Raw genomic sequence first — 22,279 nt, forward strand, 5'->3', positions numbered from 1 at the left:
CTCTCCCTCAGGGAGAGGTAAAGAAGCGGGCCCTGCCCGGAGGCCTCTGACACCTTGTCCACCTCTTCTCCGCCCAAGAAAATCGCCGTCTCCGTCACGGGACTGGAAAAGTCGTTCGGCCCGACGCGGGCGCTTGCGGGCGCCGATCTCATCGTCGAGGCCGGCGAGATCGTCGCGCTGATGGGGGCCAACGGCGCCGGCAAGTCGACGCTGGTCAAGATCCTCTCCGGCTCGATCTCCGCCGATGGCGGCACGATCCTGCTGAACGGCAATCAAGTCTCCTTCGCCTCGCCCGGCGAAGCGCAGGCGGCCGGCATCGCCACCGTGCACCAGGCGACCGATCAGGCGGGCGCTGCGGGACTGACGGTTGCCGAGAACCTGACGCTGAACGAGCTTTGTGGCACCGGCAGCTTCTTCGTCTCGCCGCGCTCGACCCGCAAGCGGGCCGCCGAGATCGCCGCGCTGATCGATCTCGACCTGCCGCTCGACCGCGACTTTGCCGACCTGCGCCCGGCGGAGCGGCAGCTGATCGCCATTGCCCGCGCCGTCGCGGCCAAGACCTCCGTGCTGATCCTCGACGAGCCGACCTCCAGCCTGTCCTCGACCGAGGCCGAGCGGTTGTTCTCCGTGCTGCGGCGGCTGAAGGCGAGCGGCATCGCCATCCTCTATATTTCGCATCGCACCGGCGACCTCGCCGCGATCGCCGATCGCGCCGTCGTGCTGCGCGGCGGCAAGGTGGTCGCCTCCTTCGCCAAGCCGATCGACTTTTCCGCCGCCGTCGCCGCCATGATCGGCCGCACGCTCGACGCCGCCCTGCATGACGGCACGGTCTCGAACGCGCCGATCCTCGCCTCCGTCAAGCGGGCGCGCCTCATCCCCGGCGCAAGGCCGTTCGATCTCGACCTCCGCTCCGGCGAAGTCGTGGCCATCACCGGCACGCTCGGCTCGGGCAAGAGCCGCCTGCTGCGCGCGCTTTTCGGACTGGAGCAACTGGCCGAAGGCGAATTCACGCTCGACGGCAAGCCGTGGCTCTCGAACGGCCCTGCCCGCTCGATCGAGAATGGCGTGTTCATGGTGGCCGAGGATCGCTGGGCGTCGTCGCTGCTGCCGCCGGAAATTCCCGGCGCCTCGATTGCCGGTACCATCGCCCTGCCGCATCTGCCGCGCTGGTTCCCGCTGGGCCTGCTGCGCGAGACACGCGAACGCCTGGTCGCGAGCGACGCCATTGGCCGCCTTGGCATCAAGGCGCGCGGCCCCGACGATACGCTCGACCAGCTTTCGGGCGGCAACCAGCAGAAGGTCGTCCTAGCGCGCTGGCAGGCGGCGCCCTGCCGGCTGCTGCTGCTCGACGAACCTTTCCAGGGCGTCGATGTCGGCGCCCGCACCGACCTGATCGCCGCGATCCGCAACAGCCAGTCCGGCTCGGCGACGCTGATCGCCACCAGCGACACCGAAGAAGCGCTCGAGGTTGCCGACCGCATCCTCGTCATGCGCGACCATTCCCTCTACGAGGCCGACGGTAGTCATGAATCGCTCGCCGCCGTCATCGGCAGCGTGGAGAGCATCGAGACCCGAGCTGCCGGCACAGGACAAACACCATGACGGATCACGCCACCGCATCGTCGAAGCCGGCTTCGACCTTTGCCGAGACCGCCCGCAAATATGCGCTGTTCGTGCTGCTGGCGGTGATGCTGGTCGGGTTCTGGTCGGCCCAGCCCGCCTTCATCAACTCGGCCAATCTGTTCTCCATCCTGCAGGCGGTCTCCGTCGTCGCCATCCTCGGCGTCGGCGTCTCGATCACCATGTCGGCCGGCGGCTTCGACCTCTCCGTCGGCAGCGTCGCCGCTTCCTCGGTGATGGCGGCGAGCTACGCCATGGTCGTGCTGCAGATGAACGCCTTCGAGACGCTCGGCCTCGTGCTGCTGATGGGCGCCTTCATCGGGCTCGTGAACGGCCTGCTGATCGTGCGCGTCGGCGTGCCGGACCTGCTGGCGACGCTCTCGACCATGTTCCTGCTTGCCGGCCTGCAGCTGATCCCGACCGGCGGCCGCTCGATCACCGCAGGCATGATGCTGCCGAACGGCACCACGGCGGCCGGCGCCTATGATCCGGCCTTCCTGGTCCTCGGGCGCGGGCGCCTGTTCGATACCGTGCCCTATCCGGTCATCGTCATGGGCATCGTCGCCATCCTTGCCTGGTTCCTGATGGAACGGACGCGCTGGGGCCGGGTGTTTTACGCGATCGGCGGCAACGAGACGGCAGCCCATCTCGCCGGCGCGCCGACCAAGGCCTATCGGCTCTGGGCCTATGTGCTTTCCGGCACGCTCGCCTCGCTGGGCGGCCTGATCGTCGCCTCGCGCGTCGGCCGCGGCGACGTCTCGGCCGGCAATTCGCTGCTGCTGGATGCGGTCGCCGCCTCGCTGATCGGCTTCGCCGTGCTCGACAAGCGCCGCCCGCATGTGCTCGGAACCGTGCTCGGCGCGATCTTCGTCGGCGTGCTGCTGAACGGTCTGACGATGCTCAACGCCCCATATTACACGCAGGACTTCGTCAAGGGCGTCGTGCTCGTCGGCGCGCTGGCGCTGACATTTGGACTGGGGAAGAAGAAGCGCTAGAGGTCGCTTCGCGCGCCGGCGGGACGAAGCCCGCTGGCCCCGGCCGCCTTGTTCCGCTATGCAAAATCCGAACGGCGGGTTAGCGGCATTGCGGCCTGCCGGTTGCGGATTGGATGCCGTCCGTGTGACCGCGCCGCGTTACGGTGGCGCCGGGCAGGTGCGGTCAGGGATAGGGTCTGAGTCGATGATCATCGTCAGCGCGAGTGACGACAATTTCGTCCCCGGACTGCTCAACCTTCTCTATTCGACGCTCTTTCATAACAAGGACGCCGAATTCTACATCATCGATGCCGGGCTGAGCGCGGCGAGCATCGACCTGATCGCGCGCTTCTCCAGCCGGAACAACATCCGTTCGCAGATCCTGCTGGCCGACAAGTCGCATCTCGCCAGCCTGCCGAAGAACCCCTACTGGACGTCGGCCATGTATGCCCGGCTCCTGATCCCGCAATTGCTGCCGCAGCATGACCGGGCCATCTATATCGACGCGGATGCGACCGTCATCTCGGATCTGTCCGAGCTCTGGTCGATGCCGCTGGACGGCAACCTGCTGGCCGGGGTGCTGGACGGCAGCGTGCACCAGAGCGAACTCGACCATGTGAAGATCGGCAATGACCGGTACATCAACTCGGGCGTTCTGGTGTTCGACCTTGCCCAGTGGCGCAAGGAAAACACCGCCCAGAAGGTTGTCGAGTACCTCCTCGCCAACACCGAGCTGATCTTCCCGGACCAGTCGGCGATCAACGCCGTGGTTCAGGGAAGAGTGAAGTTCCTGGACCGCCGCTGGAATTTCTTCTCGTGGAACTATAAGGCCATCCCCGGCATCATTCCGGCGATCGTCCACTACACGGGAAACAACAAGCCCTGGCAGAAGCGGCGCGCGCCGCTGGCGGCGATCTACGAGGCCTATCGCAAGCTCTCCGGCTCCGATTTTCCGCGCCCGCGCGACCTTCCCGAATTCACCAAGGCGCGCCGCACGGTCGTCGGCCTGCTTTCGCTGCGCCCGAAGCACTGGAAGATCGTCTATTACACCGCCCGCGCCCGGTCCCAGTTCACGACGCCGCATGTGCGCGAGATCATGGCGAGGGCCTCGCAAGGAAACGAATCCCCCCGCGAGCCCCGCCCCTGCTCGGACTGAAGCGGCGAAACGCGGTCCGCCTCAGTGTCTGTCCGTATTACGTGATTGAAGAGTGGAGGCAGTTTAAACCTCCTCGCTGACGTGGTCTGAATTACCTTCCTTCACCTCTCCCTGAGGGAGAGGTAGGTGGCCACCGCGGCCCGAGTGGGCTATCGGCATCGCTTTTAGAATTACCGGCAAGACCGTCAGATCGCCTTCGCGCCCGCGACGATATCCTCCGGCGTGCGGAAGCTGTGGGGCTCCAGCAGGAATTTGCGGGCGAGCTGCGCCGCCTTGTTTTCCAGCGGCGCGCGGCGGGCCGGGTCGGCGATCCATTCGAAATCGATATTGTGCGCGAAGCCGAGGATCCGGCGGATCGTCTTGACCGCGGCATAGCCGACGGCATCGGCGAACACGCCATCGAGGAAGGCTTCGCGCCGGGCCGCCAGCACGGCCTGATCGGCCGGATGGGCGAACATCGTCGCGGGATAGGCGTCGCCGCGGGCGCTGGTTTCCCAGAGCGCCAGGAAGCGCGTCTTGAACGTGTTCCAGAAAACCGGCACCTGGTCGAGCACCCAGTCGGCCTGTTCGCGGCGGTCATCGGCGGCGGTCGCATGGCCGGGCTGCGCCAGGTAGTTCATCACCAGATTGGCTAGGAAGGCGCCGACGTCATAGCCGATCGGCCCGACGAAGGAGAATTCCGGGTCCATGACCTTGGTATCGGTCTCGGTCACCATCACCGAGCCGGTGTGCAGATCGCCATGGATCAGCGCCTGGCCAGTGGTCAGGAAGCGCCAGCCGAAATCGGCGACGGCCCCCTTCAACGCGGAATCGGAGCGGAACGCGCGCGCCAGGCCATCCAGTTCCGGGCGAGTCCAGCGATTGCGCGGAGATTCGCTGAGCGGGTCGGAGAAAACGACCTCGGCGGTGATGCGGATCAGCGACGTGTTTTTGGCGAAGCTCGCCGTCCATTCCGCCTTCTCCTCGATCGTCGCGCCGATATCGGAGGTCGCGAAGGTCGAGCGCGCGGCGAACTCGCCGACATGTTGAGCGACGTGGGGATAGCGCCGCCCTTCGATCAGGCCGCGCCGCAGGATGATATGCGGCGACAGGCGCTCCATCACGAAGGCGTAGAGCTCGGGCTGGTAGTGGTAGAAGCGCGGCGCCAGGCCTTCGACATGCGCCCCGACCGCCCGGTAATAGGACTGCTCGAAAAACGCCCGGTCGAGCGGCAGCGGCCAGCTTTCGCCCGCCGCGCGCACATAGGGAAGCGACTGCTTCACGCAGACCGAGCCATCCGGCCCGTCGACCAGGAAGACGAGGTTCAGATTGCCGTCGCCGACTTCCTCGACCGCCCAACTCTCCGGTGCGCCACCGAGCTTGGCGCGCATCTCCGGCAGATCGTTCAGGAACGTGCGGACCGAATGATTGTCGAGGGCATAGTAGCCGGCGGGCGTGGGAAGCGACATGGAACCTGCTCAGAAAGCGCGACGTGAAGCATGAGACGAAACCGGGAGAGCGGGCGCGGCCCGTTCTCCCGGGAAAGCGTTGGCAGAAAGCCTATTTCCAGCCGTAGCGGGTGGCAGCCGCGCCGACCAGGGCGGCATAGTCCGCCTCGATCGCGTCGAGCTTCTTGACCAGATCGGATCCGGCGCCGCCGAGACGGGCGATATAGTCCTCGCCGGCCGGCTTGGCAGCCCAGTCATTCTCGACGAACCGGGCAACCGCCTTGCCATTGTTGGAGACGGTGGGCTTCACCGGCTCGAACTCGGCCGCGGCCTTTTCGAGGCCCGCGAGAAACGCCGCATGGTCGAGGCCGCTATAGGGCTTGCCGGCAGAATCCGTGACGTTCAGGAAGATCTGGTCGTCGCCAAACGCCGTGTAGCCGCCGCCGAGACCCTTGTCGACCGACGCCGCCTTCTCGAAGAAAGCCTGCGCCACGGCCGAGTCGAGCTTGTCGCGCGGGAACGTGACCTTGACGAAATCGGTCTGGCCGCTCGGATCGTCGAGCCGCGAGATCAGCACGCTGTACTGGCGGAAGACATAGCCGAGGCTGGCGGCGAAGCGATCGGCAGCCTCGTCGTCGAGGTCGGCCATGGTCTGCAGCGAGGCATTGGTCTTGAGCAGGTAGCCGCCGGGGGTCACCTCGCTCACCATCTTCGAAACCGGAACTCCGGCTGCGGCGGCGATCTTCGGGACGATGTCGGTCAGCGCCTGGAGCGCGAAGGCCGCGCGCACCGCATAGGTCGCCTGGTCCAGCTTCGGCAATTCGAAGCCGGAGGAAGGCGCCGCCTCATAGGAGATCAGGACGGGCTCGGCCGCCTGAGCGGCCGTGGCCGCCATCACGACAAAAGCGGCCCCGAGGGCCGCCTTGCCGAACTTGCTGCGCATGGGCAGGTTCATAGGTCTGTTTCCATTCGTCTACTGTGTCGCGACGGGGATCCAGCTGGCGCTCGCCGCGTCGCTCTTGCCGAAAGCCGGCAGCTTGGCGTCGAGATCCTCGACCGTCTTGATGGCATTGTCGCGCAGATCCTTTTGCGTGATCAGGACCGGCTTCACAATGATGTTGTGGCCAGGATCTTCACCCGCGATCAACTTGGCGACGGCGCGCACCGAAACTTCGCCGACAACGGCCGGGTTGGTGGCGGCGGTGGCGACCCACGGGCTGCCCTCGGCGGCGATCTCGGTGATGTCGGCAGTGGAGACATCGGCCGAATAGATCTTCACCTTGTCGGAGATGCCGAGTTCGTCGGTGGCGAGCTTCACGCCGCGGGCGAATTCGTCATAGGGCGCGAAGACGACGGTGATGTCGGGATTGGCCTGGAAAGCGGCCTTGGTCTGGTCGGCGGTCGACGAGGCGGTGGTGTCGTTCACCGCGCCCCAGCGCGCCTTCTCGACGATGCCGGCATTGGCCTTCTTGGTTTCTTCCCAGATCTCGTTGCGGCGATCGAGCGGCGCGAAGCCGGCGACATAGACATAGCCGGCGTTGAAGGCGGTGCCGTTGTCGGCGATCGCCTGGCCGAGCGCGGCCTTGGCCAGCTCATGGTCGGACTGCTCGACCTGCGGGATGGCCGGATTGCCGAGATCGACGTCGAAGGCGACGACCTTGATGCCGGCGTCGAGGGCCTTCTGCGCGACGTCCTTCAGCGCTTCAGGCTGGCCATGGTCGATGATGATGCCCTGGACGCCGAGATTGATCGCCTGTTCGACCTGCTCGCGCTGGGCGGCGGCGTCCTGGCGACCGGAGAAGATCTGCAGGTCGATGCCGAGCGCCTTGGCCTGCTTCTGCGCACCGGCCTGGTAGGCCTGGAAGAAGTCGCCGGCCGAGATGAAGGTCACCAGCGCCACCTTGACGCCACCCTTGTCGAAGGGAGCGGGGGCCCCGGCGATGCCCTGGCCATAGGCCGGCGCGCCCAGCAGGCTGGTGGCCATGAGAGCCGCTCCGGCGAGGCCGATTGCGAAACGCTTCATACTTGTCTCTCCCTCGCGTCCTTCCGGACGGCTTTGACCCGGCAACGCGCGCCACCTGCTGGCGATGTTGCAATATAATTCTGATAGCGCGACCGCTGACGGGCGAGGAACGAAGGATTTTCTCTTTATTCGAGCCGGAATGGGAAATTTGATCTACCCCATCCTTGCGCGCGCGTTTTAGCTAGTATGGTGGCGGCCGGCCGGGTGAAGACCCCATGCCGGCATCGCCTTTTTCTGACGGAGTAGCGTGGTTGGCGCAGACGATTTCCTTGAAGACCGAATGCGGGTCCGCCAGCGACGAGAGCGCCCTGGCCAAAGCCGTCGCGGGCGTCATCGCCGCCGGCCGCGCCGCGGCGTTTCGCCATTGGGTGCCGGCGACCTCCGGCAATTTCTCCGTCCGCATCGATGCCGACACGATCGCGATCACGCGTTCCGGCGTCGACAAGGGCAATCTCCAGCTGGCCGATATCCTGATCCAGCCGCTGGCCGTGCCCCTGCTGCCGGGATCCTCGGCCGAGGCGGAGCTGCACACCGCACTTTATCGCCAGCGCCCGGACCTCGGCGCGATCTTTCATGTCCACAGTCCCGCCGCGACCGTGCTCTCCCGTCTCGCTGCGCCCGAAGGCAGGCTGCTGCTGACCGGCTGGGAACTGCAGAAAGCGCTTTCCGGCGTGCGCACGCATGAGGCGATCGTCGAAATTCCCGTCTTCGCCAACGACCAGGACATTTCTGCCCTGTCGGGCCGGGTCGACGCCCGCCTGGCCGAGCCCGGCGGTGACGCCATCGTCGCGCCCGGCTATCTTCTCGCCGGACACGGACTCTATGCATGGGGCGCCACCGAAGCGGAGGCCGCCCGCCATCTCGAAGCGCTCGAAACGCTGTTCGAATTCGAGCTTTCCTACAGGAGGTTCACGCCATGACCACACTGACGATCTACCCGGACAAGGATCCGGCCAATCCCGACCTCGTCACGTCCGACCCGGCCGAGATCGCGGCCGCGCTGAACAAGGTCGGCGTTCTGTTCGAGCGCTGGAAGGCCGGCGCCGAGCTCGCCGCCAATGCCAGCCATGAAGACATCCTCGCCGCCTACAAGGCCGAGGTCGACCGGCTTTCCGCCGCCGAGGGCTACCAGACGATCGACGTGATGCGCATCACGCCGGACAATCCGAACAAGCAGGCGATCCGCACCAAGTTCCTCGACGAGCACACGCATGACGAGGACGAGGTCCGCTTCTTCGTCGAAGGCTCGGGCGCGTTCTACCTGCATCTGGGCGACAAGGTCTATCGCGTCGTCTGCACCCGTGACGACCTGCTGTCGGTCCCGGCCGGCACGCTGCACTGGTTCGACATGGGCCCGGAGCCGAATTTCACCTGCATCCGCCTGTTCATCTCGCCGGATGGCTGGGTCGCCAACTTCACGGGCGACAAGATCGCTTCGACGATCCCCGCTTTCGGCGAATCCGTCGCGGCCTGACAGCCCCGCACCCAACCCTCTCCCGGCCGCCGGGAGAGGGCTTTCTCGCCCATGGCGAATCGACCGCCATGCCGGCTCCGGCTAGTCCAAGGGCCGGCGTCACTTCGGAACTCCGCCATCTCGGCCATGTCGTTCCGCAGGCCTGCCACCAGCAGGCTGGCGCGCTCCACGGGCTCGACCAACCCCATCGCCTCAGATTGAACGGTCGCCTTCGTAAAAATTCCGAAACCGCAATGAGATCCAGCGTCACGCAGCGACGTGGCGGAGGGACTTGCAAGGACTACCGCGCGTTGCAGCGGCGCCTGGACGGTCGCTTCGGCGCGCCTGGCCAGGCTTGCATTGTGCCGCAGCAACACTGCCGTTGGAACGATTGGCCAATGCAACTTGGAAGCGTTACAGTCAATGACTGACAGGCGCCGTCACTAGTCATGCTCCCGTCAGGCGCCATGACAATCTGGCGAGACATGCTGGGCCGTTTCGGTAGCCGCCAGGGGGCAAGATGACCGGGAAGCAGGACGAACCTGCGCGAAGGAACGCGACGCTCAAGGATGTCGCGGCAGCCTGCGGCCTCTCCGTGGCGGCGGTCTCGCGCTATCTCAACCACTCCATCAAGCTGCCGAGGGCGACGACCGACCGCATCGACGCCGCGATCCGGGAGCTGCGCTACCAGCCAAACCCGCATGCCCGCAGCCTGAGCCTCGGCCGCTCGGAGACGATCGGGCTCGTGATTCCCGATATTGCCAATCCGTATTTCGCCCATCTCGCGGCGGGGGTTGAACGCGCGGCTGCCGAATTCGGGCTCGGCCTCCTGCTCTGCCCTACCCTCAGCCGCACCGATCGCGAGATCGACTATCTCGGTCGCCTGTCGGGGCGCCATGTCGACGGGCTGCTCTTCGTCACCAACAATGGCGATGACCCCGCCCTCGCCCTCGCGCTGAAGGGTTCCGATACCGTCGTGCTCGTCGATGACGACATCGATGGGGCGACCGCGCCGACGATCATGGCCGACAGCGACCAGGGCGGATTTCTCGCGGGCTCGCACCTGATCGAGAATGGTCATCGCCGGATCGCCTATGTCGGGGGACCTGCCGGGCTTTCCAGCAGCCGGGGCCGTCTCGGCGGCTTCCGCCGCGCCATCGCCAAGGCGAATGGCTCGGTCACGGTCGTGGCGGAGTTGCAGGGCCCCTATTCCTCGGAGCATGGCCGGAACGCGGCGAACCAGCTTCTCGCGCTCGAGCCTCGCCCCACCGCCATCTTCGTTGCCAGCGACGAGATTGTCCTCGGCCTGCTCACGGTGTTTAAACAGCAGGGTGTGAAGGTCGGCGCGGATATCTCCGTCGTCGCCTTCGACGATGTCGGTCCGCTGGAACTTTTCGATCCGCCGCTGACGGCCATCCGCCAGCCCGTCGCCGCGCTGGGCCGGCGCGCTGTCGAACGGGTGTTCTCCCTGATCAAGGGCGATAGCCTGGCGCCGGTCACCGAACTGCTTCCCGTCGAACTGATCATCCGCAGTTCCGTCAAGCCGCTCCACCGTTGAGGGCGGCACCAAAGGGGAAGAAAATGACCGCCAAGAAGGTGTTGCTCGTCGGCGAAAGCTGGATGTCGAGCGCCACGCACTACAAGGGCTTCGACCAGTTCGGCAGCGTGACTTTCCATCTCGGCGCCGAGCCGCTCGTGAAGGCGCTGGCCGGCAGCGAGTTTGAACTCACCTACATGCAGGCGCATCAGGTGCCGACCGAACTGCCCCTCACGCTGGAGGGGCTCAACGCCTATGACGCGATCATCCTGTCCGATATCGGCTCGAATTCGATCCTGCTGCATCCCGACGTCTGGCTGCACGGCAAGCCGATGCCGAACCGGGTCAAGCTGCTGCGCGAATGGACGCGCCAGGGCGGCGGGCTGATCATGATCGGTGGCTACCTGACCTTCCAGGGCATTGATGGCCGTGGCCGCTGGGCGCGCACGGCGGTCGAGGACGCGCTGCCGGTAACCTGCCTGCCGCATGACGACCGCATCGAGGTGCCGGAAGGATTCCGCGCCGAGATCGTGGGCAATCGCGCGCATCCACTGCTGGCCGGCCTCGACGGCGAATGGCCGCTGCTGCTCGGCGCCAACGAGGTCAAGCTGCGCGACCGGCCGGATGTCGAGCTCCTGGCCCGCCTGCCCGAGTCCGAAGGCGGTCATCCGCTGCTGGTGGCGGGCGAGTTCGGCGAAGGCCGCAGCGTCGCCTGGACCTCCGACATTGGCCCGCACTGGCTGCCCAACAGCTTCGTCGAATGGCCGGGCTATGCGCGTCTGTGGAAGAACGTGCTGGGCTGGGTGACCAAGGCGAGCTGAGAAGAGCCTTTTCGCGATTCTGGCACGCGAAATGCGATCCAGCCGAAGGCAAGCAAGCCCCTCACCCCACCCTCTCCCGCAAGCGGGCGAGGGCTTTCCGTCTGGGTAATGTCGACAGCGAGGCTGGCCGAGGTCAGCCCCCTCTCCCGCGCGCGGGAGAGGGTTGGGGTGAGGGTCTTGCTACCCTCAGGCCCCAAACAGGCTAAGGCGCCCGCAAGGCCGGCGCCTTAAGCACCCACCCGAAGCCCCAATGAGAGCTAGAAAATCCCCAACGTCCGCTGCAGCGCGTTGGAGAAATGCGTCTGCAGCGCGGCTTCGGCGGCGTCGGCGTCGCGCGCCTTGCAGGCTTCCAGCAGCACCAGATGCTCGCGCAGCGTGCGCAGCACGATCGGCGTGGTGAGCGTGCGATCGAGACGAATCAGCTGCAGATAATTGTGGACGCGGCGATAGGTCGATCCGACCAGGACGTTGCCCAGCGAGCCGATGATCTCGAAATGCAGCGCCGCGTCGATTGCCCCGATCTCCGGCGCGATCGCCGGCGTGAAGCCCGTGCTTTCCAGTTCGGCGATGCTGCGCTGATGTCGCTCGATCATCGCATCGAGCAATTCATGCGTCGCCGTCTCGGCGAAGACCCGAACCGCCGGGCGCTCCAGGATCGAGCGGAACTGATAGGTATTCCGCGCAAATTCGAAGTCGGCCTTCATGAAGCGGATGCCCGAGCGCGGATGGATCGTCAGCAATCCTTCCGTCTGCAGCACGCGCAGCGCATCGCGCAGCGGCGCCACCGGCACGCCGACCAGCTTGACCAGATCGTTCTGCGAGACGAAGGCGCCGGCCGGCAATTCCCGCCCGAACAACATGGCGAGGATGCGCTCATAGGCGAGTTCGCTCAACGAAACGGTGACACTGTCGGCGACGCGCTCGGCCGGCTCGGGGGCGCCGACATCTTGCGATACAATCGGATCTGATCTATCAGATCGGCTACGTGACATATCAACACTCTCATTTGATCGATTAGGCGAGCATAGCATGCGCATCGTGGATTTTCGAATTGTCCGTTTCCAGTTCGCCCGCGACCGTGTCATCGGCGATAGTCAGGTCCGCATCGCGCATGCCCATGTCGCAACGCTGGAACTGATCACCGACACCGGCCTGGTCGGGCTTGGCTTCTGCGCCTCGCTGTTCAATCCGCTGCCGTCGCAGGCTGAAATCGAGCGGATTTTCCGCGCCGAGATCTGGCCTAGCCTTGAAGGCCAGGAACCGGCGGGCCTCGTCCACCGCGTTCGCCGCCCGCGCGGCGGCAACATCCGTGGCGCGTCGCTGCCCTTCGGCGAAGGCGTCGACCAGGCGCTGTGGGACCTGACCGCCAAGGAACTGAAGATGCCGCTGTGGAAGCTTCTCGGCGGCACCAAGTCGCGCGTGAAGGCCTATGCCAGCGGCCTCGACTATCACCTCTCGGACGAGGACTTCTGCGCCCTGTTCGAGCATGCGGCGTCGGTCGGCTACAAATCCTTCAAGATCAAGGTCGGCCACCCGGACATCGAGCGCGACCTGCACAGGCTCGAATTGCTGGTAAAGACCGTCGGCAAGCCCGAGGCGATCATGATCGACGCCAATGAAGGCTGGTCGCCGCAGCAGACCGTCCGAAACATGAACAAGATTAAGGATGCCGGCTTCGACATCCTTTGGATCGAGGATCCGTGCCTTCGCTACGATTTCGAGGGCCTGAAGATGATCCGCCAGGGCTGCCCGTTCACACTCGTCAATTCTGGCGAGTATTTCGACGCCCATGGCAAGCGCCAGTTGATCGAAGCGCGCGGCACCGACATGATCAACGTGCACGGCTTCGTGTCGGAGGTGATGCGCATTGGCTGGCTGGCGGCCGAGCACGGCATCCCGGTCAGCCTCGGCAATTCGTTCCTCGAGATCGGCGTCAACATGGCGATCGCCCTGCCCGAGGTCGAATGGCTCGAATATTCGTTCCAGAACTTCGACCATCTGGTCGAGCAGCCCTTCGAGATCCGCGACGGCTGGATCCATGCGCATGACCGCCCCGGCCACGGCCTGGTGCTGGCGGAATCCGCGCGCAGCGACTGGGCGGTTCCCGACGTGATGGCCAATGAAGATCTGCCGGCCGGCCCCGTCAACACGCGCCTGCCGCACTGAGTTTTGAGGGGCCCAAAGCCGCGCTCGCCGGCTTTGGGTGGGGAGAGATCTGCGAGGGAGGAGACACAGACATGAAGACGACGAACCGGATCCTGCGCGCCGGCACGATGCTCGCCACCGCGCTTGTCATGACGCTCGGCGTGGCGACGTCCGCCAAGGCTGATACCACCCTGACCGTCTGGGACTGGAAGTCGGGCGATCCGACGACGGCTCCCTATTTCGAGAAGGTGAAGACCGATTTCGAGGCCGCCCATCCCGGCGTGACTGTGAAGTTCGTCATGCAGCCGCATGACCAGTATTACACGCTGCTCGGCACGGCGATCGCCGCCAGCCAGGGCCCGGACGTCGTGCTCGTGCATGGCGGTTCGCAGGCCAAGGAACGCATCGCCGCCTTCTCGAAGCTCGACGACAAAATCGCCGACATCAAGACGCGCGTCGCCGGCTGGGACGAGTTCGCCGGCCCCGATGGCAGCGCCTATGCCGTGCCGATCTCGATCCAGGGCCTGGCGGTTTACTACAACAAGGAACTCTACAAGAAGGCCGGCCTCGATCCCGAAGCGACACCCAGGAGCTGGGCCGAGCTGGAGGCGATCTGCGCCAAGCTAAAGGCCGCCGGCACGACCTGCTTCGCGCTCGGCAACAAGGAAGGCTTCGGCGCCGACTTCTTCTATTCCGCCGCCGCCGCCAACGCGCTGACCGCAGAGCAGCAGGCCGCCTGGACCACCGGCGACCTGAAGTGGTCGAGCCCGGAAATCAAGGCGATCGTCCAGAAGTGGGTCGATACCCAGAAGGACGGCTGGTACGCGGAAGGCGCCAATTCGACCGCCAAGTTCATGGACGAATACCAGAGCTTCGAGCGCGGCGAGAACGCCAACACCATCGGCCTGCTGTCCGACGTCGCGCACTGGAAGGAATTCGATGAATTCCTCGAGCCGCAGAATGTCGGCGTCTTCGTCATGCCGCCGGTCACCGCCAGCGTGAACGACAAGCTGCGCATGCCGCTTGCCGGCGGCATCGGCTATGCCGTGACCAAGTTCTCGCCGAACCAGGACCTCGCCGTCGAGCTCGCCAAGAGCTTCGCCGCGACCCCGGCGATGCAGGTGTTCTTCGAGGCAGCCGGCGCGGTTCCCTCCGATACGGCCGTCGATACGTCGAAGGTCGATAGCCCCTCGGCCAAGATCGTGCTGGGTTCGCTCTCGGACGGTGCGCCGCTGCTGCACAACAACACGTCCACGGCCGAGACCGAGGAATGGCATCGCCAGAGCCAGATGCTGCTCACCGGCGAGACCACGGTCGACAAGGCCGTCGCCCGCCTCGACGAAGTCCAGGCCCAGGCGAAGAAGAAGTAATCTTCGCAACCTCCGAAATCGCGGGGCGCGCCACCCCACTCCGCCGTCATCCCGGGCTTGACCCGGGATCCATACAGCCACAGTCCCCTGGGGTTACGGCTGTATGGATCCCCGCCTGCGCGGGGATGACGGAGGCTGGGGCCAGCCGCCGAGCGAAACGATGTTCCGGACGAAACAAGCCTTGCCCGGAACCTCTCCCATTTTGATGACCAGAGGCCCTCGAATGACCCAGACCCTGACCGCCAAGGACAGCAAGAGCGCCGCCGCGCCGCGCCGGCGTTCCGGCGGCCACAATGCCGAGCGCCTCGCCTATCTGTTCGTGCTGCCGGCGCTGGCCTTGGTCGTGGTGTTCCGCATCATCCCGCTGATCTGGGGCCTCGGCTATTCCTTCACCGATTATGACGGCATGTCGGCGCCGCGCTTCGTCGGACTCGACAACTATATCGGCATCGCGCATGACCCGGTCTTCCTCGACAGCCTGGTCAACATGCTGATCCTGCTGGCGACGCTGCCGATCTGGATCGGCCTGCCGCTGGTGCTCGCTATCCTGATCCATCAGGGCGTGCCGGGCGGCAAGCTGTTCCGCGCCGTCTATTTCTTCCCGGCCGTGCTCTCCTCGGTCATCGTCGGCGCGATCTTCAACGTGCTGCTGCGCTATGACGGCTCGTTCAACCTGTTCCTGAAGGCGATGGGCTTTTCCGCCGTCGACTGGCTCGGCAATTCCTCGACGGCCCTGTTCAGCCTGATCGCGGTGCAGCTCTGGGCGACCTTCGGCATGAGTCTGCTGATCTTCATCGCCGGCCTCTCGACCGTTTCGGCCGAAATGCTGGAAGCCGCCAAGCTCGATGGCGCCAAGCTGCTGCAGACCTGGTGGTACATCGTGATCCCGTCGATCCGGCCGATCATCGAATTCGCCGCCGTGGTCACCACGATCGGCATGCTGACCTCGATGTTCGGGCTGATCTACGTGCTCACCGCCGGCGGCCCCGGCACCTCAACCATCCTGCCGGAATTCCTGATCTGGCTCGAGCAGGGCAAGATGAACCGCCCCGGCTATGCGAGCGCGATCTCGATGGTGCTGTTCCTGATGATGGCCGGCCTCGCCGCCATCCAGATCCGCATCATGTCCCGCAACGCCGACATCTAGGGCCCGCGCCATGGCAGCCGTTCAGACCCGCGAGAAGCGCATTCTCTGGATCCTCTCGATCCCGATGGCGCTGCTCGCCCTCTCCGCCGTCTATCCCGTCTATTTCACGATCAACGCCGCGCTGAAGACCCGCAAGGGTTATGTGCTCGACCGCTTCGGCCTGACGACCGACCCGACCTTCGTCAACTTCTCGCAGGCCTGGAACCAGTCGCGCCTGTCGGAATATTTCACCAATTCCGTCGTCGTCACGGTCGGCGCGGTGATCGTTCTGCTGGTCGTCGCTTCCATGGCCGGCTTCGCGCTCGCCATCCTGCGCTTCCGCGGCCGTAAGATCATCTTCATCACCATCCTGGTGTCCCTCATGATCCCGGTGCAGGTCGTGCTGGTGCCGTTTTACCGCACCATGATCGGCCTCAACCTGATCGACAGCCGGCCGGGCCTGATCATCGCCTATACGGCGTTCTTCCTGCCGTTCAGCGTCTATCTGATGACCGCCTTTTATGCCCGCCTGCCGCGCGAACTGTTCGAGGCGGCGCAGATCGACGGCGCCAATCTGCTCCAGGTCTGGTGGCACATCATGCTGCCGATGGGAAAGCCGGCGCTGGTGACGCTGGGCATCCTCAACACGCTCTATTGCTGGAACGACGTGCTGATCTCGCTGCTGGTGCTGCAGGACCAGCGGACCCTGATGGTCGGCATCGCCGCGCTCCGGGGCGAATACACCACCAACGTCCCCCTGCTCGCCGCCGGCATCTGCCTGGCCGCGGCGCCGATCGTCCTGATCTACGTCATCTTCCAGCGCCAGATCGTCAACGGCATCGCGGTGGGTGCGGTGAAGGGGTAGCCCCTTCATCCCGTGCTCGCCGTCATCCCGGGCGGAGCGCAGCGGAGACCCGGGACCCATACAGCTGGGTTTTCAGGGCTTAAAGCTCAGGCCTCAGGCTGTATGGATCCCCGCCTTCGCGGGGATGACGCCGAGTTGAAACCTCAAAGGAGCAGGATCCAGAAATGCAGCGCATGGGGATCGTGATCGGCGTGAAGCCGGAGGCGATTGCGGAATATAAGCGCCTGCACGCGACCGGCTCGGCCGAGGTCAACGCGTTGCTTTCGGCCTGTGGCGTCAGGAACTATTCGATCTATCTGCGCGAGCCGGAAAACCTGCTGTTCGGCTATTGGGAATATCACGGCGCCGACTGGCCGGCCGATGCCGCCCGCCTCGACAAGGAACCGGCGATCCGGGCCTGGCTCGGCCAGACGGATCCCTGCCAGCACCCCCTCGCCTCGGCAGCCTCCGGCGAATGGTGGTCTCCGATGGAAGAAGTGTTCCACCTCGATTGAGACTCACCTCTCGCCGGCCAGCGGCCTGACGCGAATCGCGCCGCTGCGACAACCTCGGATCGCCACCTGCGCGGTCCTCTCCACAACCCTTGCTGAAGCCTTTCTTCGCATCCCGATCGATTGCAACCGGAAGCCCCCACGGGACGCTGCGTCAGTCGCCGCCGCCGGTGGCTGCTGCGCTATCCCTATTGATCTCTTAGGGTTAACCGGGTTTTATGCAGCCGCATTCTTACCGACGGGAGCCTGAGATTTCTGGTCGGCCTAGCGCACAGTCTATCGAACGCGGTAGCTGGCTGGATCTGATTCCGGCCGGCATGCTTTTGGTCGTAAGCGCCATCGCGATCTTTGTCGGTACGCTCACGGCAGACGGTGGCAGCCGGGAGGTGGCCGTGGTCGCGCCCCTATGGGCCAACGCCGCCGAAGCCGCGGAGATCGTGGCGCGCTCCGGCGGCAGCATCGTCGCCAGCGCCGGGCTTTCCAATGTGATCATCGCCCAGTCGGACAATCCAGACTTCATCGCCTCGCTCTATCGCTCCGGCGCATGGCTCGTCCTCGATGCCGTGAAGCTCCGCGGCTGCCTCTCCGTCTAGGCGACACACACAGATCGTTTTCAAGGATTTCAGCATGGCCGAACTCGACAGTTTGCGACACAGGTTCGGCTTGTTCCTGGTCTTCCTGATCTGGGCGCATGTCCCGTTCATCGCCTTCGTGGCGTGGTGGATCGATCGCGGCATCGTCGCGCCGACGCTGGTGGCCATCCTGCTGGCGGTGGCGCTGCAGGTGTCGTGGACGCTGCGAGGGCCCGCGCCGGTGACGCGCTATGTCTCCGCCGTCGCCCTGATGGGTCAGCCGGCGCTGCTGGTGTTCATGTTCTCGGGTCATCCGTGGCAGATGGACATGCACATGTACTTCTTCGCCACGCTGGCGCTGGTGATCGGCTGGTGCGACTGGCGCCCGGTCGTCGTCGCCGCCGTCGCGGTCGCCGTACATCACCTGATGCTCAATTTCGTCTTCCCCTATGCGGTGTTCCCGCTCGGCGCCGACCTGCCCCGCGTCTATCTGCACGCCGCGATCGTGGCGTTCCAGACCGTCGTGCTGGTCTGGCTCAGCATGCGCCTGGTCGCGAGCTTCCGCCGCATCAAGACGATGAGCGACGAGATCGTTCTGGCCAATGAAACGCTGGAGCAGAAGGTGGCCGAGCGCACGCGCGAGGCCAATGCCGCGAACATCGCCAAGAGCCTGTTCCTGGCCAATATGAGCCACGAGATCCGCACGCCGATGAACGCCATCCTCGGCTTCAGCCATCTGGCGCTGCGCACCGAGATGACTCCGAAGCAGGCGGATTATGTCAGCAAGATCAAGGCGGCGAGCACGGCGTTGCTGGCGCTGATCAACGACATCCTCGACTTCTCCAAGATCGAGGCGGGCATGCTCTCGCTGGAGAACACGCATTTCAAGATCCGCGAGACGATCGAGAACGCCACCGCCATCTCCGCCGTCAAGGCGGCCGAGAAGGGCGTCGATATCCGCATCAACATCGACGACAACGTGCCGACCACCCTGCTCGGCGATGCGCTGCGGCTGAACCAGATCATCCTCAACCTGGTCTCCAACGCGGTGAAGTTCACCGAGCGCGGCGGCGTCATCCTGTCGATCCGCACACTGGAGAAGCGGGAGCGCAAGCTCGTCCTCGAAGTCGCCATCCGCGATACCGGCATCGGCATGACTCCGGAACAGCAGCAGGTGCTGTTCCGCTCGTTCAGCCAGGCCGACAGCTCGATGACGCGCAAGTTCGGCGGCACCGGCCTCGGGCTCGCGATCAGCAAGCAGCTGGTCGAGCTGATGGGCGGCTCGATCCGCGTCGAAAGCGCGGCGGGCGCCGGCAGCACCTTCACCTTCACCGTGCAGATGGAAGAAGGCGACGCGCAGCTGCTGGCCGAGGCGGCCGATGTCGAGACGCTGCGCGGGCTCCGCGTCCTGATCGCCGACGACAACCCGGCCTCCCGCGAAATCCTGCATTCGGTCTTCGAGGGCTGGTCGGTGCAGGCCGATCTCGTCGCCTCCGGTACCGAAGCGATCGCGCTGCTCGAAGAGGCGCAGGCGCGCGGCGTTTCCTACGATCTGATGCTGATCGACTGGAAGATGCCGGGCCTGGACGGCATCGAATCCGTCGAGGCGATGCGCAGCAGCGAGACGCTGACCCGCCTGCCGACCATCATGATGGTCAGCGCCTATGCGCGCGAGGAGGCGATGGAGAGCGCCAGCGAAGCCGGCATTTCCGCCTTCCTCGTCAAGCCGATCGACACGGCGTTGTTGCTGGCCGAGATCACCCGGCTGATCGGCGCCTCGTCCAGCCAGGAACGCGTCGCAGCGCCCGCCGTCCAGTCCATTCCCATGGTCGCGCCGGAGTTGCGCGGCTCGCGAATTCTCCTGGTCGAGGACAACGAGATCAACAGCGAGGTGGCGATGGAGATCCTCACCGATGGCGGGCTCGTCGTGGAATTGGCCACCAATGGCCGCATCGCCTGCGAAATGGCGCTCGATTCCGGCAGGCAGTACGATCTGGTGCTGATGGACGTGCAGATGCCCGAGATGGACGGCATCGAGGCGACCAAGCGCATCCGCCAGACGATCCCGGCCGACCGGCTGCCGATCCTCGCCATGACGGCGCATGCCTATGAGCAGGAGCGGCAGAACTGCTTCAACGCCGGCATGAACGACCATGTCGCCAAGCCCGTCGACCCGGCGACGCTGATGCGCGCGCTGGAGCGCTGGCTGAAGCCGCACAAGGCCGAGGCCGGCGGCCCAACGGCGGCCACGGCCGCCCCTGCCCCGGCAGAGCCGCCGGCGGACCTGCCCGCCGCACTGCCGCCCTTCGATCTCGACACCGCCCTCGTCCGCGTCAACGGCAAGAAGGCGCTGCTGCGCAAGCTGATCCTGAGCTTCGCAACCAATTACGGCGACGTCATCGCCACGCTGCGGGCCGAGATCGAGGCCGACAAGCTCGACGATGCGCGGCGCCTGGCGCATTCGCTCAAGGGGGTTTCCGGATCCCTGGAATTGCGTAAGGTATCCGAAGCATCTCGTCAGCTGGAGGATGCGATCGCGCATCGGGAACTGATGAATATCGAGGATCTCATCGAGCGCCTGGACCTGGCCTTGCAACCGGCGCTCGCCGCAGCCGGTTCGCTGACCTCCGCCGATGCATCAATTGCGACCGCCTCGGACGCGAGTCTGGATCCGGCGGCGCGGGCCAAGGCGACGCGACTGCTCGGCGAGTTGCGCCAGCAACTGGTCAAACGCAGCATGCGCGCACGCAAGACCTTCGAGGCGCTGGAAACAGCGCTGCAGGGCACGCCGGAGGCCGCCCATCTCAGCCAGATCCGCGACCCGATCAGCCGGCTTGATTTCAGCCATGCGCTTGAGGGCTTGGACGCCGTCGAGCGTCATTTCGATATTAGGGAAGTGCAGAATTGAGCGAGCGGCCGTCGATCCTCATCGTCGATGACGAAGTCAGCAATATCGAGATCCTGAGCGCCGTGCTCGAAGAGGATCACGATATCTACTTTGCAACCTCGGGGGCCGAGGCGCTGGAGATCGCGCGCACCACTTTGCCCGATTTGATTCTCCTCGACGTGCTGATGCCGGGCATGGACGGCTACGAGGTCTGCGCGGCGATCAAGGCCGATCCGCTGATCGCCGACGTTCCCGTCATCTTCACCACCGCGCTGGGCGACCAGGAGGCCGAGGTAAAGGGACTGATGCTCGGCGCCATCGACTACATCACCAAGCCGATCCTGCCGATCGTGGTGAAGGCCCGCGTGCGCAACCATCTCGACATGAAACGGATGCGCGACGAGCTGGCCGAGATGGCGGTCACCGACGCGCTGACCGGCCTCGGCAACCGGCGCCGGCTGGAGAAGGCGCTGAACCAGGAGACGGCGCGCCTGTCGCGCACGGGCGGCCAGCTTTCCGTCATCATCCTCGACATCGATTTCTTCAAGAAATTCAACGATCTCTACGGCCACACCGCCGGCGACCGCTGCCTCATGATGGTGGCGGCGGCGCTTAACCGCGCCGTCCACCACGCCAGCGACGTGACCATTCGCTATGGCGGCGAGGAATTCGCCTGCGTGCTGCCGGAGATCGAGCATCTCGAGGCGATGGAGATAGCACTCGGCATCCGCGACCGCGTGCAGGCGCTCGGCATCCCGCATTCCGGCTCCGACGCCTCGCCCTATGTCTCGGTCAGCCTCGGCGTCGCCACCGCGCCCTGCCTGCCCGGCAGCCAGCCGGAAGCCTGGATCAAGGCGGCCGACAAGCAGCTCTATGTCGCCAAGGCCGCCGGCCGCAATCTGGTCGAAGGCATCATCTTCGACGCCAAGGAGACCCTGCCGGCCTCCCCCGCCGGGCGGACGATCGACGCCGGCGGATCATAAGTCGGGAGACAATCCCCACGGGCTGTGCTTCGATCGATTCAGCCCGCATCGAATCCCAGAGACGGGCGTCATTTCGGGAGGATGATTGTGGGAGTAGTACTCGTCACGGGCGCGTCGCGCGGACTTGGTGCAGCGATCGCAAAGGGACTGGGCGCCGCCGGCTGGACGGTCGCCGTCAACTTCGCACATGACGACCGGGGCGCCGGCAGCGTCGTCGACGCCATCACCAGCGCGGGCGGCAAGGCCGCCGCCTTCAAGTTCGACGTCACCGACAAGGCCAGCGTTCGCCACGGCATCGCCGAGATCGACCGCCAGATCGGCCCGGTCGACGTGATCGTCAACAACGCCACCGGCCCGCAACCGCTGATCCCGATCGAGGAGCAGACCTGGGACGACCACCTCGACCAGCTTCGCTTCTTCGTCAAGGCGCCGCTCCTGCTGCTGCAGGCGGTGCTGCCCGACTGGCGCGTGCGCCATGCCGGCCGCGTCATCCATATCGGCTCGGAAGTGGTCGACATGGGCAACCCGCAATTCGGCCACTACGTCGCCGCCAAGGCGGCGATGGTCGGGCTGACGCGCTCCTGGGCGCGCGAACTCGGGCCCGAGGGCATCACCGTCAATCTCGTGGCGCCAGGCTTCATTCCGGTGGAGCGTCATTCGGACACCACGGCCGACGAACTCGAGGACTACCGCCGCCTGGTGCCGCTTGGCCACCAGGGCGTGCCCGACGATATCGCCGGCATTGTCACCTTCCTGGCCTCGCCGGCCGCCGATTTCATCACCGGCCAGACGCTTGCGGTGAATGGCGGGCGCACGCTGGCCTGATCGC

General features: G+C 65.4%; 20 protein-coding genes. 16 read left to right on the forward strand and 4 right to left on the reverse strand.

The genetic code is table 11. The features are described 5' to 3' along the window. The first annotated feature begins 54 nt into the window (after positions 1-54). The 3 genes from ABIE08_RS06290 to ABIE08_RS06300 all read left to right on the forward strand — a co-directional run bounded on the left by ABIE08_RS06290 (position 55) and on the right by ABIE08_RS06300 (position 3,750). Positions 55-1,602 carry a sugar ABC transporter ATP-binding protein gene (locus ABIE08_RS06290; protein ID WP_354549541.1) on the forward strand — a complete coding sequence of 516 codons (1,548 nt, stop codon included), beginning with the start codon at positions 55-57 and terminating at the stop codon, positions 1,600-1,602. Next, the gene (locus ABIE08_RS06295; RefSeq protein ID WP_354549542.1) at positions 1,599-2,615 is read left to right on the forward strand and encodes an ABC transporter permease; all 1,017 of its coding nucleotides are present in this window, start codon (positions 1,599-1,601) and stop codon (positions 2,613-2,615) included. The genes ABIE08_RS06290 and ABIE08_RS06295 overlap by 4 nt, the downstream gene beginning before the upstream one ends. 184 nt (positions 2,616-2,799) lie before the next feature. Then, a complete protein-coding gene (locus ABIE08_RS06300) occupies positions 2,800-3,750 on the forward strand; it encodes a glycosyltransferase family 8 protein (RefSeq protein ID WP_354549544.1) in 951 nt (316 codons plus the stop codon). Positions 3,751-3,935: 185 nt separating this feature from the next. Here ABIE08_RS06300 and mtnK read toward each other — a convergent pair whose 3' ends face one another. The 3 genes from mtnK to ABIE08_RS06315 form a co-directional block, all read right to left on the reverse strand. Then, positions 3,936-5,198 carry an S-methyl-5-thioribose kinase gene (gene mtnK, locus ABIE08_RS06305; RefSeq protein ID WP_354549546.1) on the reverse strand — a complete coding sequence of 421 codons (1,263 nt, stop codon included), beginning with the start codon at positions 5,196-5,198 and terminating at the stop codon, positions 3,936-3,938. Between the two features lie 91 nt (positions 5,199-5,289). Continuing rightward, on the reverse strand, positions 5,290-6,132 hold the full coding sequence (locus ABIE08_RS06310; protein WP_354549548.1) for a hypothetical protein: 843 nt from the start codon (positions 6,130-6,132) through the stop codon (positions 5,290-5,292). Between the two features lie 18 nt (positions 6,133-6,150). Continuing rightward, positions 6,151-7,200: a substrate-binding domain-containing protein gene (locus ABIE08_RS06315; RefSeq protein WP_354549550.1), complete on the reverse strand. Its 1,050-nt coding sequence runs from the start codon at positions 7,198-7,200 to the stop codon at positions 6,151-6,153. A gap of 251 nt (positions 7,201-7,451) precedes the next feature. Between ABIE08_RS06315 and mtnB the strand changes: the two genes are divergently transcribed. The 4 genes from mtnB to ABIE08_RS06335 all read left to right on the forward strand — a co-directional run bounded on the left by mtnB (position 7,452) and on the right by ABIE08_RS06335 (position 11,011). Beyond that, complete coding sequence (mtnB, locus tag ABIE08_RS06320; protein ID WP_354549551.1) at positions 7,452-8,120, forward strand: methylthioribulose 1-phosphate dehydratase; 669 nt, start codon at positions 7,452-7,454, stop codon at positions 8,118-8,120. Then, a complete protein-coding gene (locus tag ABIE08_RS06325) occupies positions 8,117-8,674 on the forward strand; it encodes a 1,2-dihydroxy-3-keto-5-methylthiopentene dioxygenase (RefSeq protein WP_354549553.1) in 558 nt (185 codons plus the stop codon). The genes mtnB and ABIE08_RS06325 overlap by 4 nt, the downstream gene beginning before the upstream one ends. 499 nt (positions 8,675-9,173) lie before the next feature. Further along, positions 9,174-10,211 carry a LacI family DNA-binding transcriptional regulator gene (locus ABIE08_RS06330; protein WP_354549555.1) on the forward strand — a complete coding sequence of 346 codons (1,038 nt, stop codon included), beginning with the start codon at positions 9,174-9,176 and terminating at the stop codon, positions 10,209-10,211. Positions 10,212-10,234: 23 nt separating this feature from the next. After that, a complete protein-coding gene (locus ABIE08_RS06335; protein ID WP_354549557.1) occupies positions 10,235-11,011 on the forward strand; it encodes a glutamine amidotransferase in 777 nt (258 codons plus the stop codon). Between the two features lie 257 nt (positions 11,012-11,268). Here ABIE08_RS06335 and ABIE08_RS06340 read toward each other — a convergent pair whose 3' ends face one another. After that, a complete protein-coding gene (locus tag ABIE08_RS06340) occupies positions 11,269-11,904 on the reverse strand; it encodes a GntR family transcriptional regulator (protein WP_354549559.1) in 636 nt (211 codons plus the stop codon). Positions 11,905-12,040: 136 nt separating this feature from the next. Between ABIE08_RS06340 and ABIE08_RS06345 the strand changes: the two genes are divergently transcribed. The 9 genes from ABIE08_RS06345 to ABIE08_RS06385 all read left to right on the forward strand — a co-directional run bounded on the left by ABIE08_RS06345 (position 12,041) and on the right by ABIE08_RS06385 (position 22,275). Further along, a complete protein-coding gene (locus ABIE08_RS06345; RefSeq protein ID WP_354549561.1) occupies positions 12,041-13,177 on the forward strand; it encodes a mandelate racemase/muconate lactonizing enzyme family protein in 1,137 nt (378 codons plus the stop codon). A 71-nt stretch (positions 13,178-13,248) separates the two neighbouring features. After that, complete coding sequence (locus ABIE08_RS06350; RefSeq protein ID WP_354549562.1) at positions 13,249-14,526, forward strand: ABC transporter substrate-binding protein; 1,278 nt, start codon at positions 13,249-13,251, stop codon at positions 14,524-14,526. 223 nt (positions 14,527-14,749) lie between these two features. Continuing rightward, positions 14,750-15,673, forward strand: coding sequence for a carbohydrate ABC transporter permease (locus ABIE08_RS06355; RefSeq protein WP_354549564.1), 924 nt, complete (start codon positions 14,750-14,752; stop codon positions 15,671-15,673). A gap of 10 nt (positions 15,674-15,683) precedes the next feature. Next, positions 15,684-16,517, forward strand: a complete 834-nt coding sequence (locus ABIE08_RS06360; RefSeq protein WP_354549566.1) for a carbohydrate ABC transporter permease — start codon at positions 15,684-15,686, stop codon at positions 16,515-16,517. A gap of 164 nt (positions 16,518-16,681) precedes the next feature. Further along, positions 16,682-17,011 carry an L-rhamnose mutarotase gene (locus ABIE08_RS06365; protein WP_354549568.1) on the forward strand — a complete coding sequence of 110 codons (330 nt, stop codon included), beginning with the start codon at positions 16,682-16,684 and terminating at the stop codon, positions 17,009-17,011. A gap of 389 nt (positions 17,012-17,400) precedes the next feature. Beyond that, positions 17,401-17,601 carry a hypothetical protein gene (locus ABIE08_RS06370; RefSeq protein WP_354549570.1) on the forward strand — a complete coding sequence of 67 codons (201 nt, stop codon included), beginning with the start codon at positions 17,401-17,403 and terminating at the stop codon, positions 17,599-17,601. A gap of 34 nt (positions 17,602-17,635) precedes the next feature. Continuing rightward, a complete protein-coding gene (locus ABIE08_RS06375) occupies positions 17,636-20,488 on the forward strand; it encodes a hybrid sensor histidine kinase/response regulator (RefSeq protein WP_354549572.1) in 2,853 nt (950 codons plus the stop codon). Next, on the forward strand, positions 20,485-21,450 hold the full coding sequence (locus ABIE08_RS06380; protein WP_354549574.1) for a diguanylate cyclase: 966 nt from the start codon (positions 20,485-20,487) through the stop codon (positions 21,448-21,450). Before ABIE08_RS06375 ends, ABIE08_RS06380 begins: the two co-directional genes overlap by 4 nt. Before the next feature lie 81 nt (positions 21,451-21,531). Further along, positions 21,532-22,275, forward strand: coding sequence for an SDR family oxidoreductase (locus tag ABIE08_RS06385; RefSeq protein WP_354549576.1), 744 nt, complete (start codon positions 21,532-21,534; stop codon positions 22,273-22,275). Positions 22,276-22,279 lie beyond the last annotated feature (4 nt).

Source organism: Kaistia defluvii (assembly GCF_040548815.1).
Taxonomy (GTDB): domain Bacteria; phylum Pseudomonadota; class Alphaproteobacteria; order Rhizobiales; family Kaistiaceae; genus Kaistia; species Kaistia defluvii_A.

What these genes read in the sequence shown, in the direction of transcription:
- ABIE08_RS06295 (WP_354549542.1), top strand. Translation starts at nt 1,599, where the DNA reads ATGACGGATCACGCCACCGCATCGTCGAAGCCGGCTTCGACCTTTGCC.
- ABIE08_RS06300 (WP_354549544.1), top strand. Translation starts at nt 2,800, where the DNA reads ATGATCATCGTCAGCGCGAGTGACGACAATTTCGTCCCCGGACTGCTC.
- mtnK (WP_354549546.1), bottom strand. Translation starts at nt 5,198, where the DNA reads ATGTCGCTTCCCACGCCCGCCGGCTACTATGCCCTCGACAATCATTCG.
- ABIE08_RS06310 (WP_354549548.1), bottom strand. Translation starts at nt 6,132, where the DNA reads ATGAACCTGCCCATGCGCAGCAAGTTCGGCAAGGCGGCCCTCGGGGCC.
- ABIE08_RS06315 (WP_354549550.1), bottom strand. Translation starts at nt 7,200, where the DNA reads ATGAAGCGTTTCGCAATCGGCCTCGCCGGAGCGGCTCTCATGGCCACC.
- ABIE08_RS06325 (WP_354549553.1), top strand. Translation starts at nt 8,117, where the DNA reads ATGACCACACTGACGATCTACCCGGACAAGGATCCGGCCAATCCCGAC.
- ABIE08_RS06330 (WP_354549555.1), top strand. Translation starts at nt 9,174, where the DNA reads ATGACCGGGAAGCAGGACGAACCTGCGCGAAGGAACGCGACGCTCAAG.
- ABIE08_RS06335 (WP_354549557.1), top strand. Translation starts at nt 10,235, where the DNA reads ATGACCGCCAAGAAGGTGTTGCTCGTCGGCGAAAGCTGGATGTCGAGC.
- ABIE08_RS06345 (WP_354549561.1), top strand. Translation starts at nt 12,041, where the DNA reads ATGCGCATCGTGGATTTTCGAATTGTCCGTTTCCAGTTCGCCCGCGAC.
- ABIE08_RS06350 (WP_354549562.1), top strand. Translation starts at nt 13,249, where the DNA reads ATGAAGACGACGAACCGGATCCTGCGCGCCGGCACGATGCTCGCCACC.
- ABIE08_RS06355 (WP_354549564.1), top strand. Translation starts at nt 14,750, where the DNA reads ATGACCCAGACCCTGACCGCCAAGGACAGCAAGAGCGCCGCCGCGCCG.
- ABIE08_RS06360 (WP_354549566.1), top strand. Translation starts at nt 15,684, where the DNA reads ATGGCAGCCGTTCAGACCCGCGAGAAGCGCATTCTCTGGATCCTCTCG.
- ABIE08_RS06365 (WP_354549568.1), top strand. Translation starts at nt 16,682, where the DNA reads ATGCAGCGCATGGGGATCGTGATCGGCGTGAAGCCGGAGGCGATTGCG.
- ABIE08_RS06375 (WP_354549572.1), top strand. Translation starts at nt 17,636, where the DNA reads ATGGCCGAACTCGACAGTTTGCGACACAGGTTCGGCTTGTTCCTGGTC.
- ABIE08_RS06385 (WP_354549576.1), top strand. Translation starts at nt 21,532, where the DNA reads ATGATTGTGGGAGTAGTACTCGTCACGGGCGCGTCGCGCGGACTTGGT.